A 14448-nucleotide genomic window follows, 5' to 3' on the forward strand; every position below is an offset into this window, starting at 1 on the left:
GCCGATCCACCAGTCTACGGCGTGTCCCAGCCGGGCCCCGCGACGGTTCGAACGCTTGGCCAAGCTGCCGCGCACGGCGTGTCAGGCGAGCTATTCGCCACATAAGCAGACCTAGGTTGGTCCAGTGGAGCAGCACAGGACGCGACACCAGCAGCACGGACCGCGACGAAGCAGGCCGCCGGTGCCCCAGGCACGACGGCCTCCTGCCGCACGTCGTCCCACCGTTCCGGCGGCGGCTCCGGCGCCCGAGCCGCGGCGGCCGTCCGGTCCTCGGCTGACGGGTCTGGGCGCCGGGATGTTCTGCGGGGCGGTCATGTTCCTGCTGGGCGCTCTCGACCTGCTGCTCTTCGACGGGGCCCCCACCGCGTACGGCGTGCTGTTCCTGCCGGTGTGCGCGCTGACCGCGCTGTGGGTGCGCAAGGGCGACCTGCTGACCGCGCCCGTCGTGGTGCCGATCGGGTTCGCCGTGGGGCTGCTGCCCGTGATCGACGCGGAGCCGGGGTTCCTCGGCAAGCTGATGGGCCTGGTGACCGCGCTCGCCACCCAGGCGCCCTGGCTGTACGCGGGGACGCTGATCGCCGTCGTGACGGCGCTGGCGCGACGGGTGGCCCTGGCCGCGCGGCGGCGGGCGGTGCGCAAGCGCCTGGCGGGCTGACGCACCGGGGCGATCCGCCGGCGGGAGGGCCACCGGCGGATCGCCCGGACCCGTCCGCGTCGGTGAGCACGTCCGCGTCAGCGCGTCCGTGCGTCGAGGGCTACCGCCTCACCCGTGCTCCGCCGCGTGCATCGCCGCGCCGACGATCCCCGCGTTGTTCTGCAACTGGGCGGGAACGATCTCCGCCTTGAGGTCCTCGATGAGGGGCAGGAACTTCTCCGACTTGCGGCTGACGCCGCCGCCGACGATGAACAGCTCCGGGCTGAAGAGCATCTCGACATGGGCGAGGTACTTCTGCACCCGGCGGGCCCAGCGCTCCCAGCTGAGGTCGTGATCGTCCTTGGCCTTGCTGGACGCCCGCTTCTCCGCCTCGTGGCCGTTCAGCTCCAGATGCCCGAGTTCGGTGTTGGGGACGAGGACGCCGTCGACGAAGACGGCGCTGCCGATGCCGGTGCCGAAGGTCAGCAGCACCACCGTGCCCTTGCGGTCGCGCCCGGCGCCGAAGTGCATCTCGGCGACGCCCGCCGCGTCCGCGTCGTTGACCACCGTCACCGGCAGACCGCCCAGCCGGCCGCCGAACAACGCGCGCGCGTCGGTGTCGACCCAGCTCTTGTCGACGTTGGCCGCCGTACGGACCATGGCGCCGCCGGTGACGACGCCCGGGAACGTCAGCCCGACCGGTCCGGTCCAGCCGAAGTGGTCGACCACCTCTTTGACCCCGTCGGCGACGGTGTCGGGGGTCGCCGGGTGCGGGGTCAGCACCTTGTGCCGCTCCTGGGTCAGCTCTCCCCTGTCCAGGTCCACAGGGGCGCCTTTGATGCCGGACCCGCCGATGTCCACGCCGAAGATCTGCATGGCTCCACGTTACGACGTACGACGGACCGTCACCGCTGCGTCGTACCGGACCCTCCGCGCTCGGCGACCAGCGCGGCCGCCTCCTCGCGCAGGTCCCGGCGGAGCTCCTTGGGCAGGGAGAAGATGATGGACTCCTCGGCCGCCTTGACGATCTCCACGTCCTCGAAGCCGCGCTGCGACAGCCATTCGAGCACCTGCTCGACCAGGACCTCCGGCACGGAGGCGCCCGAGGTCAGGCCGACCGTGGTGACGCCCTCCAGCCAGCTCTCGTCGATCTCGTCGGCGAAGTCCACGAGGTAGGCCTGGTCCGCGCCCGCGAGCTTGGCGACCTCAACCAGCCGCTTGGAGTTGGAGGAGTTGCGGGAGCCGACGACGATCACCAGGTCGGCCTCGGCGCCCATCTGCTTCACGGCGAGCTGGCGGTTCTGCGTGGCGTAGCAGATGTCGTCGCTGGGCGGGGAGAGCAGCTGCGGGAACTTGTCCTTGAGCGCGTCGACCGTCTCCATGGTCTCGTCGACGGACAGCGTGGTCTGCGACAGCCACACCACCCGGGAGGGGTCGCGGACCTCGACGTTCGCGACGTCCTCGGGGCCGTCGACGAGTTGGATGTGCTCGGGGGCCTCGCCGGTGGTGCCGATGACCTCCTCGTGGCCCTCGTGCCCGATCAGGAGGATGTCGTAGTCGTCGTTGGCGAACCGGACGGCCTCCTTGTGGACCTTGGTCACCAGGGGGCAGGTGGCGTCGATGGTGGCCAGGTGGCCCCGCTCGGCCTCCTCGTGGACGGTGGGGGCCACGCCGTGCGCCGAGAACATCACGATGTTCCCCGGCGGCACCTCCTCCGTGCGCTCGACGAAGACGGCGCCCTTCTTCTCCAGGGTCTGCACGACGTACTTGTTGTGGACGATCTCGTGCCGGACATAGATCGGAGCCCCGTACTGCTCCAGGGCTTTCTCGACGGCGATCACGGCGCGGTCCACACCCGCGCAGTAGCCACGGGGGGCGGCGAGCAGGACACGGCGGCCAGACGAAGCAGTCATGCCCCCATCGTAAGGCCGCCACCGCGGCCCGAAGATCGCCCCGCGATCGCCCCACGGACGCGCGGACCGGGCCGGTGGGCGAGAGGGTGGGGGTTGTCGGCGGGGGCGGCTACTCTCGCGGGCATGGCTCTCTCCACGTCTCCCGAAACCCCCCTGCCCGTCGGTGAGGTGTCGCGGCTGATCGGTGGGTGGATCGAGCGGCTCGGCGCGGTGTGGGTCGAGGGGCAGATCACGCAGTTGTCGCGGCGCCCGGGTGCGGGCGTGGTGTTCCTGACGCTGCGCGATCCGTCGTACGACATCTCCGTCAGCGTGACCTGCTACCGCCAGGTGTTCGACGCGATCGCCGACGTGGTCGGCGAGGGCGCGCGGGTCGTGGTGCACGCCAAACCGGAGTGGTACGCGCCGCGCGGGCAGCTGTCGCTGCGGGCCGCCGAGATAAGGCCGGTGGGCGTAGGTGAGCTGCTGGCCCGGCTGGAGCAGCTGAAGAAGACACTCGCGGCGGAGGGGCTGTTCGCGGCCGAGCGGAAGAAGCCCCTGCCCTTCCTGCCCCAGCTCGTCGGGCTGGTCTGCGGCCGGGCTTCCGCCGCGGAGCGGGACGTGCTGGAGAACGCCCGGCACCGCTGGCCCGCGGTCCGCTTCGAGGTGCGCAACGTCGCCGTGCAGGGCGTGCACGCCGTCCCGCAGGTCGTGCAGGCCGTGAAGGAGCTGGACGCGACCGACGAGGTGGACGTGATCATCGTGGCGCGCGGCGGCGGCAGCGTGGAGGACCTGCTGCCGTTCTCCGACGAGCAGCTGGTGCGCGCGGTCGCCTCCTGCCGTACGCCCGTGGTGTCCGCGATCGGGCACGAGCCGGACACCCCGCTGCTCGACTACGTCGCCGACCTGCGCGCCTCCACACCGACCGACGCCGCGAAGAAGGTCGTGCCGGACGTCGGCGAGGAGTACGAGCGGGTACGGCAGCTGCGCGACCGGGCCCGCAGGTGCGTGCGGGCGCTCGTCGAGCGGGAGGAGCGGGGGCTCGCCCACGCGCTCGCCCGGCCCTGCATGGAGGACCCGCACCGCATGATCGGCGAGCGCGAGGACCACATCGCGTCGGTCCTCGACCGCGGCCGGCGCACCCTGCGGCACCTGCTGGACCGCGCGGACTCCGAGCTGACGCACACGCACGCGCGCGTCGTGGCCCTCTCCCCTGCCGCGACCCTCCGGCGCGGGTACGCGGTGCTCCAGAAGGCGGACGGGCACGTGGTCCGCGACCCGGGAGAAGTGACGGCGGACGAGGCCCTGCGGGCCCGGGTCGCCGAGGGCGAGTTCACGGTTCGTGTCGACACATAGGGTGGGCGGATGACTGGCAAGGCGGATGAGGCACTCGGCTACGAGCAGGCACGGGACGAGCTGATCGAGGTCGTCCGGCGCCTGGAGGCGGGCGGTACGAGCCTGGAGGAGTCCCTCGCGCTGTGGGAGCGCGGCGAGGAACTGGCCAAGGTGTGCCGCCGCTGGCTGGAGGGCGCCCGCGCCCGCCTGGACGCAGCCCTCGCGGAGGAGACGGAACGGGAGGGCACGGAGGGCTCGGAGTAGGACGGCGGCCACGGCCGGGGCCGGGCGAGGACCACGGCCGGGATCGGGCGAGGACCACAGCCGGGATCGGGCGAGGACCACAGCCGGGATCGGGCGAGGACCACAGCCGGGATCGGGCGAGGACCACAGCCGGGATCGGGCGAGGACCACAGCCGGGGCCGGTCGGGGGTCGGCCACAGTCCGGGGCCAGGGACCGAGGCCAGGACCGGGGGCCGGCGGTCGGGGTCCGGCGGTCGGGGCCAGGTAATCCGCCGGTCGGAACCAAGGCCCGCACTCGGGGCCGGAGCCCGCAGTCAGGGAGAAGGTCCACAGTCGGAGCCGAGGCCCGCGGTCGGGACCAGGGGATCCGCCGGACGAAGCCATGGCCCGTAATCGGGACCCAGGGCCTCGGCCAGGGCCAGGGCCCGTGCTCAGAGCCAAGGCCCGTGCTCAGGGCCAAGGCCCGCAGTCGGGGCTACTGGACCCGCGGATCAGGGCCGAGGCCCGCCGGTCGGGGCCGAAGGCCCGCGATGGAGGCGGGGGCCCGCGGTCGAGGCCCGCGGTCGCGGCTGGGGCCGGCGGGCGCCGTCGGGGACCCGCCGGTCAGGGTGGGGCCGTGGGCGGGCTCAGGACGTCTTCAGTGCTCGCGCCATCGTCGTCAGCCGGTCGAAGGACGCCGTGCCCGCCACCACGGTCGTGGCGCCCTCGGTCTCCTCCAGCACGAGCGCGTCGTAGCGGCCGCCGGTGTAGCGCGTCCACGTGCGGCCGTCGATCTCCTCGGTGACCTTCGTGACCCGCCCGCCCAGGCTGGCCGCGTCGATGAAGTCCTTGCGCTTCTGCGCGGACTGCTCGACCGCCACGTACTGACCGTCGGGATCCTGGAAGCCCAGGTGCCAGTGGTCCTTCTCGTGGGCCCGGAAGCGGACCGAGGTGGCCTTCCAGGTGTCGGGCAGTCCCTCGGGCGCGGCCACCGGGTACGACGCCGCCCGCCGTGCGGTGGTCAACTCGATGCTGTAGTCGACCCGCTTGATGTCGGGAGCCTTGGTGTCGTGCGGGACGAAGAGATAGATGACCGCCGCCGCGATCCCGATCAGGCCCAGGGAGAGAATCATGTCCCGGACCGTCTTCTGCTTGCCGTTCGAACCTGCCACGCCCCCTATCGTCGCAGGTGCCCGGTCCGCTCATCCGTGGGGTCCCCTGCTCATTCTGCCCGTCCGGAGATAGAGTCGGGGCCAACACCCTCATCCGGCCGTCGTCGTATCAGAAAGGTGCGCTCCGATGACCGAGCATCATCATCTTCCCTCCGAGCTCGAGGTGCCCTCCGAGGCGCCCGACCGCAACATCGCCCTGGAACTCGTCCGGGTGACCGAGGCAGCGGCGATGGCCGCGGGCCGCTGGGTCGGGCGCGGTGACAAGAACGGCGCCGACGGCGCCGCCGTGCGCGCCATGCGTTCCCTCGTCTCCACCGTCTCGATGAACGGCGTCGTCGTCATCGGCGAGGGGGAGAAGGACGAGGCCCCGATGCTCTTCAACGGCGAGCACGTCGGCGATGGCACCGGGCCGGAGGTCGACATCGCCGTCGACCCGATCGACGGCACCACCCTGACCGCCAAGGGCATGCCGAACGCGATCGCGGTCCTCGCCGCCGCCGAGCGCGGCGCGATGTTCGACCCGTCCGCCGTGTTCTACATGGACAAGCTGGTCACCGGGCCGGACGCGGCCGACTTCGTCGACATCGACGCGCCGGTGTCCGTGAACATCAAGCGCGTGGCCAAGGCCAAGCGGTCCACGCCGGAGGACGTCACGGTCGTCATCCTGGACCGGCCGCGGCACGAGAGCATGATCAGGGAGATCCGGGAGACGGGCGCCCGCATCAAGCTGATCTCCGACGGCGACGTGGCCGGCTCGATCCTGGCGCTGCGCGACGGCACCGGCATCGACCTGCTGCTCGGCATCGGCGGCACGCCCGAGGGCATCATCTCGGCCTGCGCCGTGAAGTGCCTCGGTGGCACGATCCAGGGCAAGCTGTGGCCGAAGGACGACGAGGAGCGGCAGCGGGCGCTCGACGCCGGGCACGATCTGGACCGCGTGCTGACCACGGACGACCTGGTCTCCGGCGAGAACGTCTTCTTCGTCGCCACCGGCATCACCGACGGCGAGTTGCTGCGCGGAGTGCGCTACCGCGCCGAGACGGCGACGACCGACTCGATCGTGATGCGCTCCAAGTCCGGCACGGTCCGCCGGATCGACTCCGAGCACCGGCTGAGCAAGCTGCGGGCGTACAGCGCGATCGACTTCGACCGCGCGAAGTAGCCGGTCCGCGGACCCGTTACGGCGATGGGGCGCTCCCTGTGCGGAGGGGCGCCCCCGTACGCGTACAGGCGTTCGGTCCGGCGACCGGTCGCCCGGCCCGAAAGGGTGGCCGGGGCGGGGCGGAGCCGGCCTGTCGGGCGGGTCCTGTCCCGCCGCCCGGGCGGGCCCTACCCCGCCGCCGCTATGCGTCCCGTGGCGCGGGCCGCCTTCTTCAGCTCCAGGTCACGGCGGCGGCGCCGGGCCAGGACGACGCGGCGCTCGGCGGCGGTGAGGCCGCCCCAGACGCCGTACGGCTCGGGTTGCAGCAGTGCGTGCTCGCGGCACTCGACCATGACCGGACAGCGCGCACAGACCCGCTTGGCCGCCTCCTCGCGGGACAGCCGCGCGGCGGTGGGCTCCTTGGAGGGTGCGAAGAACAGGCCCGCCTCGTCACGCCTGCACACCGCCTCGGTGTGCCAGGGCGCGTCCTGATCCCTGTCTCGCGCCGGCACCCGCTGGGCCGGAACGGCAGCTACCTGCAGCGACGAATGCGGCGGTTGCAGCACGGTCTTCTCCTGACGACGGCTTCGCGAGCTGGAGGGTCCGAGAGACGATGCAGCAAGGCCTACCCGCTGTACGCGCGCCTATGCACTGAGTTCCCAACCGCCCGGCCGGTGACCGCCGTCGTCCGAGGACGACCGCCGTTGTCACATGTGCTTGCGCAGATGCTTGTCCACCTTGTGCTGGACGCGGTCGAGAATGTCCGCGACGAGCTTGCCCCGCTTCGGCCGCGCCTCGACGTTGCCCAGCACGGCCCAGCCGTCGACATAGACGACGGGCGCCTCGGACTCGGGCGAATCCAGCGTGACCACCTCGAAGTTGCCGAGGACGCCGCCGCCGGTGCCGCGCAGCGACACGTTCTCCGGGACGCGGACCTGCACGTCGCCGAAGACCGAGACGGCCTTGATCACGACCTGCTGGTACTCGAAGACCGCCTCGCTGAGGTCGATCTCCACGCTGCCGAAGATCGCGTACGCGTGCACCCGGCGTCCGGGGCGCCAGCGGCCGCGGCGGGTGGCCTGGCTGAACACCGCCACCACGTTCTCGTCGGCGACCGGGGGTATCTCGCCGGCCGCCGGCCGGTTCGGCGCGGGGGTGTACGCGGCGGCCGCGCGGCGCTGGTGGGCGGCGGGCAGGTCCTGGATGAAGACCTCCAGCTCGCCGACCGTCTTGGCGTTCAGCACCCCCTCGACGCGCTCGGCGTGCTCGTCGGCGTTCAGACGGCCCTCGGCGAGGGCCTCGCGCAGGATGTCGGCGATACGGTCACGGTCGGCGTCCGAGGCGCGCAGTTCGGCGACAGGGGCGGCGGCCGTACGCGGTTCGGTCTGCTTCTGAAGGTCCACGGCAGCAGCGTACCGAAACGCGATAGATCGCGACTAGGGGTGTGGACGACGGGCGCGCCGCGCACCGCGTCGAACCGCACTGAGCCGGACCTCACAGATCCACCGTCGGTGGCAGGTTCTACGCTGGTCGGTGCCCGCCGGTGCCGGCGGGCAGCCTTCTGCCAAGTGAGGAATGGGCCAGATGCCGCACAATCCCCCCCCTGCCCACCCTGCGTTCACGTACACCGATCTGCTCCCCCAGGGTGAGGACACCACCCCGTACCGGCTGGTGACGTCCGAGGGCGTCTCCACCGTCGAGGGGCCCGACGGGCGTACGTTCCTCAAGGTCGAGCCGGAGGCGCTGCGCAAGCTGGCCGCGGAGGCCGTCCACGACATCCAGCACTACCTGCGCCCTGACCACCTCGCCCAGCTGCGCCGCATCATCGACGACCCGGAGGCCTCGGCGAACGACAAGTTCGTCGCCCTGGACCTGCTCAAGAACGCGAACATCGCCGCGGCCGGCGTGCTGCCCATGTGCCAGGACACGGGCACGGCGATCGTCATGGGCAAGCGCGGCCAGAACGTGCTGACGGCGGGCGAGGACGAGAAGGCCCTCTCCCAGGGCATCTACGACGCCTACACCAAGCTCAACCTGCGCTACTCGCAGATGGCTCCGCTCACCATGTGGGAGGAGAAGAACACCGGCTCCAACCTGCCCGCGCAGATCGAGCTGTACGCGACGGACGGCGGCGCCTACAAGTTCCTGTTCATGGCCAAGGGCGGCGGCTCGGCCAACAAGTCCTTCCTGTACCAGGAGACGAAGGCCGTCCTGAACGAGGCCTCCATGATGAAGTTCCTGGAGGAGAAGATCCGTTCGCTGGGCACCGCCGCGTGCCCCCCGTACCACCTGGCGATCGTGGTCGGCGGCACGAGCGCCGAGTACGCCCTGAAGACGGCGAAGTACGCCTCCGCGCACTACCTGGACAACCTGCCCACCGAGGGTTCGCCGCTCGGGAACGGCTTCCGGGACGAGGAGCTGGAGGAGAAGGTCTTCGAGCTGACGCAGAAGATCGGGATCGGCGCGCAGTTCGGCGGCAAGTACTTCTGCCACGACGTGCGCGTGGTCCGGCTGCCGCGGCACGGCGCGTCCTGCCCGGTGGCCATCGCCGTCTCCTGCTCGGCCGACCGCCAGGCGCTCGCGAAGATCACCCCCGAGGGCGTCTTCCTGGAGCAGCTGGAGAAGGACCCGGCGCGGTTCCTGCCGGAGACCACGGACGAGCACCTGGACGAGTCGTCGGACGTGGTCCGCATCGACCTCAACCAGCCGATGGAGTCGATCCTCGCCGAGCTGAGCAAGTACCCGGTCAAGACCCGGCTGTCGCTGACCGGCCCGCTGGTGGTGGCCCGCGACATCGCGCACGCCAAGATCAAGGAGCGGCTCGACGCGGGCGAGGAGATGCCGCAGTACCTCAAGGACCACCCGGTGTACTACGCGGGCCCGGCCAAGACCCCCGAGGGCTACGCGTCCGGCTCGTTCGGCCCGACCACGGCCGGCCGCATGGACTCCTACGTCGAGCAGTTCCAGGCGGCGGGCGGCTCCAAGGTGATGCTGGCCAAGGGCAACCGCAGCAAGCAGGTCACGGACGCGTGCGACGCCCACGGCGGCTTCTACCTCGGCTCGATCGGCGGTCCGGCGGCCCGCCTGGCCCAGGACTGCATCAAGAAGGTCGAGGTCGTGGAGTACGAGGAGCTCGGCATGGAGGCCGTCTGGAAGATCGAGGTCGAGGACTTCCCGGCGTTCATCGTCGTCGACGACAAGGGCAACGACTTCTTCCAGAACCCGGCCCCCCAGCCGACCTTCACATCGATCCCGGTCCGGGGCCCCGGTCTGGCCTGAGCCGGTCCCCGCGTTCCTCCCGGAGCCCCCGGCAGTCGCCGGGGGCTCCGCCCCGTCCGGCCCACCGCCGGAACATCCGCACCGCCGCCCGCGCTGTACGCGGTATGAGCGAATACCGCATCGAGCACGACTCCATGGGCGAGGTCCAGGTCCCCGTGCACGCCAAGTGGCGTGCGCAGACGCAGCGGGCGGTGGAGAACTTCCCCGTCTCCGGGCAGCGGCTCGAGCGCGCGCACATCGAGGCACTGGCGCGGATCAAGGGCGCCGCGGCCAAGGTGAACGCACGGCTCGGGGTGCTGGACGAGGACGTCGCCGGGGCGATCCAGGACGCGGCGGCCGAGGTGGCCGAGGGCAAGTGGGACGAGCACTTCCCGGTCGACGTGTTCCAGACCGGGTCCGGGACCTCGTCCAACATGAACACCAACGAGGTCATCGCCACCCTCGCCGGTGAGCAGCTGGGCATGGACGTGCACCCCAACGACCACGTCAACGCCTCGCAGTCCTCCAACGACGTCTTCCCGTCGTCGATCCACATCGCCGCCACCGCCGCCGTCACCCGCGACCTGATCCCCGCCCTTGACCACCTCGCGAGCGCGCTCGCCCGCAAGGCCGAGGAGTTCGCCGACGTCGTGAAGTCCGGGCGCACGCACCTGATGGACGCCACACCCGTGACCCTCGGTCAGGAGTTCGCCGGGTACGCGGCCCAGGTGCGGTACGGCGTCGAGCGCCTGAACGCCTCCCTGCCCCGGCTGGCCGAGCTGCCCCTCGGCGGGACCGCCGTCGGCACCGGCATCAACACCCCGCCCGGCTTCTCCGCCGCCGTGATCGAGGAGGTCGCCCGCGCCACCGGGCTGCCGCTCACCGAGGCCCGCGACCACTTCGAGGCGCAGGGGGCCAGGGACGGCATCGTCGAGACCAGCGGCCAGTTGCGGACCATCGCTGTGGGGCTGACGAAGATCGCCAACGATCTGCGGTGGATGGCGTCCGGGCCCAGGACCGGGCTCGCCGAGATCTCCCTGCCCGACCTCCAGCCCGGCTCCTCGATCATGCCCGGCAAGGTCAACCCGGTCGTCCCCGAGGCCGTGCTCATGGTCTGCGCCCAGGTCGTCGGCAACGACGCCACCGTCGCCACCGCCGGCGCGGCCGGCAACTTCGAGCTCAACGTCATGCTCCCGGTCATCGCCAAGAACGTGCTGGAGTCGGTCCGGCTGCTCGCCAACGTCTCCCGACTGCTCGCCGACCGGACCGTGGACGGGATCGTCGCCCACCGCGAACGGGCCCGCGAGTACGCCGAGTCCTCGCCCTCCGTGGTCACCCCGCTCAACAGGTACCTGGGGTACGAGGAGGCGGCGAAGGTCGCCAAGAGGGCGCTGGCCGAGCAGAAGACGATCCGTCAGGTCGTCGTGGAGGGCGGCTACGTCGAGCGCGGTCTGCTCACGACGGAGCAACTCGACCGGGCGCTGGACGTCCTGCGGATGACACGTCCGTAACCTGGTGCTGCCGGGGCGTGAACCCTGACGTCCCGCACGGCGGCGGATGCCCCGGGCACCTAATATTTGCGCATGACAGACGACGGAGCGAGCGCACGCGCGGCGACGGGCGGTGCGGCCGCGCCCTGGACCCCCGGCAGCCGGATCCTGTGGCGGTACCGGGAGAACGGCGGCGCGCGCTTCCACATCGTGCGGCCCGTGACCGTCGTACAGGACGACCCGGGGCTGCTCGCCGTGTGGATGGCGCCCGGCACCGAGTGCGTCAGACCCGTGCTCGCCGACGGCACACCCGTGCACCTGGAACCGCTGGCGTCGCGTTACACCAAGCCGCGCACCGTGCAGCGCGACCGCTGGTTCGGCACGGGCGTGCTGAAGCTGGCCCGGCCCGGCGAGCCCTGGTCGGTGTGGCTGTTCTGGGAGCCCGGCTGGCGGTTCAAGAACTGGTACGTCAACCTGGAGGAACCGCTGGCCCGCTGGGCGGGCGGGGTCGACTCCGAAGATCACTTCCTGGACATCTCCGTTCATCCGGACCGCAGTTGGCACTGGCGGGACGAGGACGAGTTCGCGCAGGCGCAGCGGGACGGGCTGGTGGACGCCGAACTCGCCGAGCGGGTCCGGGCCGCGGGCCGGGACGCGGTGGAGACGATCCGCGCCTGGCGTCCGCCGTTCTCTGAGTCCTGGCAGCAGTGGCGCCCGGACCCGGCCTGGGAGGTACCGTCACTGCCGGACGACTGGGACCGCTCCCCCACGCGCGTGGCCTCATGAGACCCTTGATGCGCCCCCGGGCGGGAAACGTAGGATCGTCCTCCGCAACAGGCGTAGGGCCGGTACCAACTCCCGGTGCTCAAACCGGGTCTGATCAAACGTCACCGAGGGGCGGCAGGACGTGAGCGAGGGGTACGAGGGCAACACCCGTGCGGACCACGGTCGGTTCGCCGGCGGCACAGCAACAGCCTCTGACCACGCCGGAAATCCGTTCCCGGGGCATGTATTCCGGGTATCGGGTCTTCGGCGGGACGAACTGCGCGCCCGGCGCGCAGCCCCGGACGGATGGATTCGACACGCGTGACGGAGCAGCCGACCTCCTTCGAACGCCCCCAGCCGGGCGCCGACCCCGCGGACGCCCGTGGGGCGCTTCTGCGTACCCCCACCGCCCCGGGGGCCGCGGCGTTACCGCTTCAGTCCGGCCCGGCCGACGACGTGCCGCGTCCGGTCGGCGCGGCCGGGTCCGAGCATTCCCAGCCGGCGTCCGCCGAGCCCGACGCACACCGTCCGCGCCCCGCGCCGGAGGGCATCCCCGCCCAGCCGGACGCGGCGGCCAGGGTCACCGGGGGCAGGACCGGCGAGGACGGGACCCCCGACGGCACCGACTCCGGGCAGGCGAACGCCGAGGCGCCCCGCGCGGCGGGCGGGCCCGGCGGCCGGGAGCGGCGGGCCGGGCGCGGTGTGCCTCCCGACGGCCAGGAGCGCCGTACCGGGCAGGGACTGCCGCCCGGGCGGACGCTGCCCATGCGCCGGGACGGGGACCGGCTGCGGTTCGTGGGGGCGGCCACCCGGCGCATCGCCCGTGGCATGGACCTCGACGAGATCGTCCTGGGGCTGTGCCGGGCCACCGTGCCGACCTTCTCCGACGCCATCCTCGTGTATCTGCGCGAGCCGCTGCCGGTGGGCGACGAGCGGCCCGCCGGCCCGCTCGTCCTGCGGCTGCGGCGCACCGACCGGATACCGGCGGAGCGCGACACCGAGCTGGGGTTCATGCCGGCGCCGGTGCCGGAGCAGCCGGCCGAGCTGTCGGCGGTGACCAACGAGCTGTGCGAGGTTCGGCCCGGCTCCGCGCTGGGCGAGGTGCTGCGCGGCGTGCGTCCGGTGTTCACGGACACCGCGTCAGCCCATGCAGCTCTGATGGAACTCCTCGGCGAGGACTCCGAGTTGGTCGTGCCCGACGGGCAACGCACCATTCTCGCCCCGCTGCGCGGCCGGCGCCGGGTCATCGGTGCCGCGCTGTTCCTGCGCCGCCCGGAGCGCCACGCGTTCCAGCCCGACGACCTGCTCGTCGCCGCGCAGCTCGCCACGCACAGCGCCCTCGGCATCGACAAAGCGGTGCTGTACGGCCGTGAGGCGTACATCGCCGACGAGTTGCAGCGCACCATGCTGCCGGAGACGCTGCCCCGCCCCACCGGCGTACGGCTGGCCTCCCGCTATCTGCCCGCCGCGGAGACCGCCCGGGTCGGCGGGGACTGGTACGACGCGATCCCGCTGCCCGGCAGCCGGGTCGCCCTCGTCGTCGGCGACGTCATGGGCCACTCCATGACCTCGGCCGCGATCATGGGCCAGTTGCGCACCACCGCGCAGACCCTGGCCGGGCTCGACCTGCCGCCGCAGGAGGTGCTGCACCACCTCGACGAGCAGGCGCAGCGCCTGGGCTCCGACCGCATGGCGACCTGCCTGTACGCGGTCTACGACCCGGTCGCGCACCGCATCACCATCGCCAACGCCGGCCACCCGCCGCCGGTCCTGCTGCACCTGGGCGGCCGCTCGGAGGTGCTGCGGGTGCCGCCGGGCGCGCCGATCGGCGTCGGCGGTGTCGACTTCGAGGCGGTCGAGCTGGACGCCCCGGCGGGCGCGACCCTGCTGCTCTACACCGACGGCCTGGTCGAGTCGCGGCTGCGGGACGTGTGGACGGGCATAGAGCAGCTGCGCGAGAAGCTCTCGGCGACCGCGCAGCTCACCGGCCCCGACCATCCGCCGCCGCTGGAGGCGCTGTGCGACGAGGTGCTCGACATGCTCGGCCCGGGTGACCGGGACGACGACATCGCGCTCCTCGCCGCCCGTTTCGACGGCATCGCGCCGAGCGACGTGGCGTACTGGACCCTGGACCCGGAGGACGCCGCCCCCGGACAGGCCCGCCGCCTGGCCCGCCGGGCGCTGGCCCGCTGGGGCCTGGAGGAACTCACCGACTCCGTGGAGCTGCTGATCAGCGAGGTCGTCACCAACGCCGTGCGCTACGCCTCCCGCCCGGTCACCCTGCGCCTGCTGCGCACCGATGTGCTGCGCTGCGAGGTCGGCGACGACGTCCCGCAGTTGCCGCGTCTGCGGCAGGCCCGCGCCACCGACGAGGGCGGACGCGGACTGTACCTGGTCAACCGGCTGGCCAGACGCTGGGGCGCGACCCGGCTGAGCACCGGCAAGGTGGTCTGGTTCGAGCTGAACCAGGGCTGAGCCGGAGCCGGCGGACACGCGAAGGGGCGCCCGGTCCGACCGGGCGCCCCTTCGCGCTGCTCACCGC

General features: G+C 72.2%; 13 protein-coding genes. 8 read left to right on the top strand and 5 right to left on the bottom strand.

Annotated features, from left to right (window positions below; genetic code table 11):
• Positions 1-313 precede the first annotated feature (313 nt).
• The gene (locus tag ACWC91_RS01800; RefSeq protein WP_374113904.1) at positions 314-655 is read left to right on the top strand and encodes a DUF6542 domain-containing protein; all 342 of its coding nucleotides are present in this window, start codon (positions 314-316) and stop codon (positions 653-655) included.
• Positions 656-763: 108 nt separating this feature from the next.
• On the opposite strand, the gene ppgK is transcribed toward ACWC91_RS01800, so the two are convergent.
• Both ppgK and ACWC91_RS01810 read right to left on the bottom strand, forming a co-directional pair.
• Positions 764-1510, bottom strand: coding sequence for a polyphosphate--glucose phosphotransferase (ppgK, locus tag ACWC91_RS01805; protein WP_225075379.1), 747 nt, complete (start codon positions 1508-1510; stop codon positions 764-766).
• A gap of 29 nt (positions 1511-1539) precedes the next feature.
• Complete coding sequence (locus ACWC91_RS01810; RefSeq protein WP_225075378.1) at positions 1540-2547, bottom strand: 4-hydroxy-3-methylbut-2-enyl diphosphate reductase; 1008 nt, start codon at positions 2545-2547, stop codon at positions 1540-1542.
• A 123-nt stretch (positions 2548-2670) separates the two neighbouring features.
• On the opposite strand from ACWC91_RS01810, the gene xseA reads away from it, so the two are divergent.
• Both xseA and ACWC91_RS01820 read left to right on the top strand, forming a co-directional pair.
• Positions 2671-3879, top strand: a complete 1209-nt coding sequence (gene xseA / locus ACWC91_RS01815) for an exodeoxyribonuclease VII large subunit (protein WP_225075377.1) — start codon at positions 2671-2673, stop codon at positions 3877-3879.
• A gap of 9 nt (positions 3880-3888) precedes the next feature.
• A complete protein-coding gene (locus ACWC91_RS01820) occupies positions 3889-4122 on the top strand; it encodes an exodeoxyribonuclease VII small subunit (RefSeq protein ID WP_225075376.1) in 234 nt (77 codons plus the stop codon).
• 605 nt (positions 4123-4727) lie between these two features.
• On the opposite strand, the gene ACWC91_RS01825 is transcribed toward ACWC91_RS01820, so the two are convergent.
• Complete coding sequence (locus ACWC91_RS01825) at positions 4728-5252, bottom strand: DUF4245 domain-containing protein (protein ID WP_225075375.1); 525 nt, start codon at positions 5250-5252, stop codon at positions 4728-4730.
• A 127-nt stretch (positions 5253-5379) separates the two neighbouring features.
• Between ACWC91_RS01825 and glpX the strand changes: the two genes are divergently transcribed.
• A complete protein-coding gene (gene glpX / locus ACWC91_RS01830; RefSeq protein WP_141358844.1) occupies positions 5380-6414 on the top strand; it encodes a class II fructose-bisphosphatase in 1035 nt (344 codons plus the stop codon).
• Between the two features lie 167 nt (positions 6415-6581).
• Here the strand turns inward: glpX and ACWC91_RS01835 are convergent, their stop codons facing one another.
• Together ACWC91_RS01835 and ACWC91_RS01840 are read right to left on the bottom strand one after the other, a co-directional pair.
• A complete protein-coding gene (locus ACWC91_RS01835) occupies positions 6582-6959 on the bottom strand; it encodes a WhiB family transcriptional regulator (protein ID WP_225075374.1) in 378 nt (125 codons plus the stop codon).
• Between the two features lie 141 nt (positions 6960-7100).
• Positions 7101-7796: a DUF1707 SHOCT-like domain-containing protein gene (locus tag ACWC91_RS01840; RefSeq protein WP_225075373.1), complete on the bottom strand. Its 696-nt coding sequence runs from the start codon at positions 7794-7796 to the stop codon at positions 7101-7103.
• Positions 7797-7977: 181 nt separating this feature from the next.
• Here ACWC91_RS01840 and ACWC91_RS01845 point away from each other — a divergent pair, with 181 nt between their 5' ends.
• The 4 genes from ACWC91_RS01845 (at position 7978) to ACWC91_RS01860 (ending at position 14381) form a co-directional block, all read left to right on the top strand.
• On the top strand, positions 7978-9672 hold the full coding sequence (locus ACWC91_RS01845) for a fumarate hydratase (protein WP_225075372.1): 1695 nt from the start codon (positions 7978-7980) through the stop codon (positions 9670-9672).
• Positions 9673-9776: 104 nt separating this feature from the next.
• A complete protein-coding gene (locus ACWC91_RS01850; RefSeq protein ID WP_450641285.1) occupies positions 9777-11162 on the top strand; it encodes a class II fumarate hydratase in 1386 nt (461 codons plus the stop codon).
• Between the two features lie 72 nt (positions 11163-11234).
• Positions 11235-11927: a cytidylyl-2-hydroxypropylphosphonate hydrolase gene (fomD, locus tag ACWC91_RS01855; protein WP_450641286.1), complete on the top strand. Its 693-nt coding sequence runs from the start codon at positions 11235-11237 to the stop codon at positions 11925-11927.
• A gap of 285 nt (positions 11928-12212) precedes the next feature.
• Positions 12213-14381 (top strand): SpoIIE family protein phosphatase, encoded by a 2169-nt coding sequence (locus tag ACWC91_RS01860; RefSeq protein ID WP_225075369.1) that lies wholly within the window; start codon positions 12213-12215, stop codon positions 14379-14381.
• Positions 14382-14448: the final 67 nt, after the last annotated feature.

It is taken from the genome of Streptomyces sp. NPDC001204, from assembly GCF_053598035.1.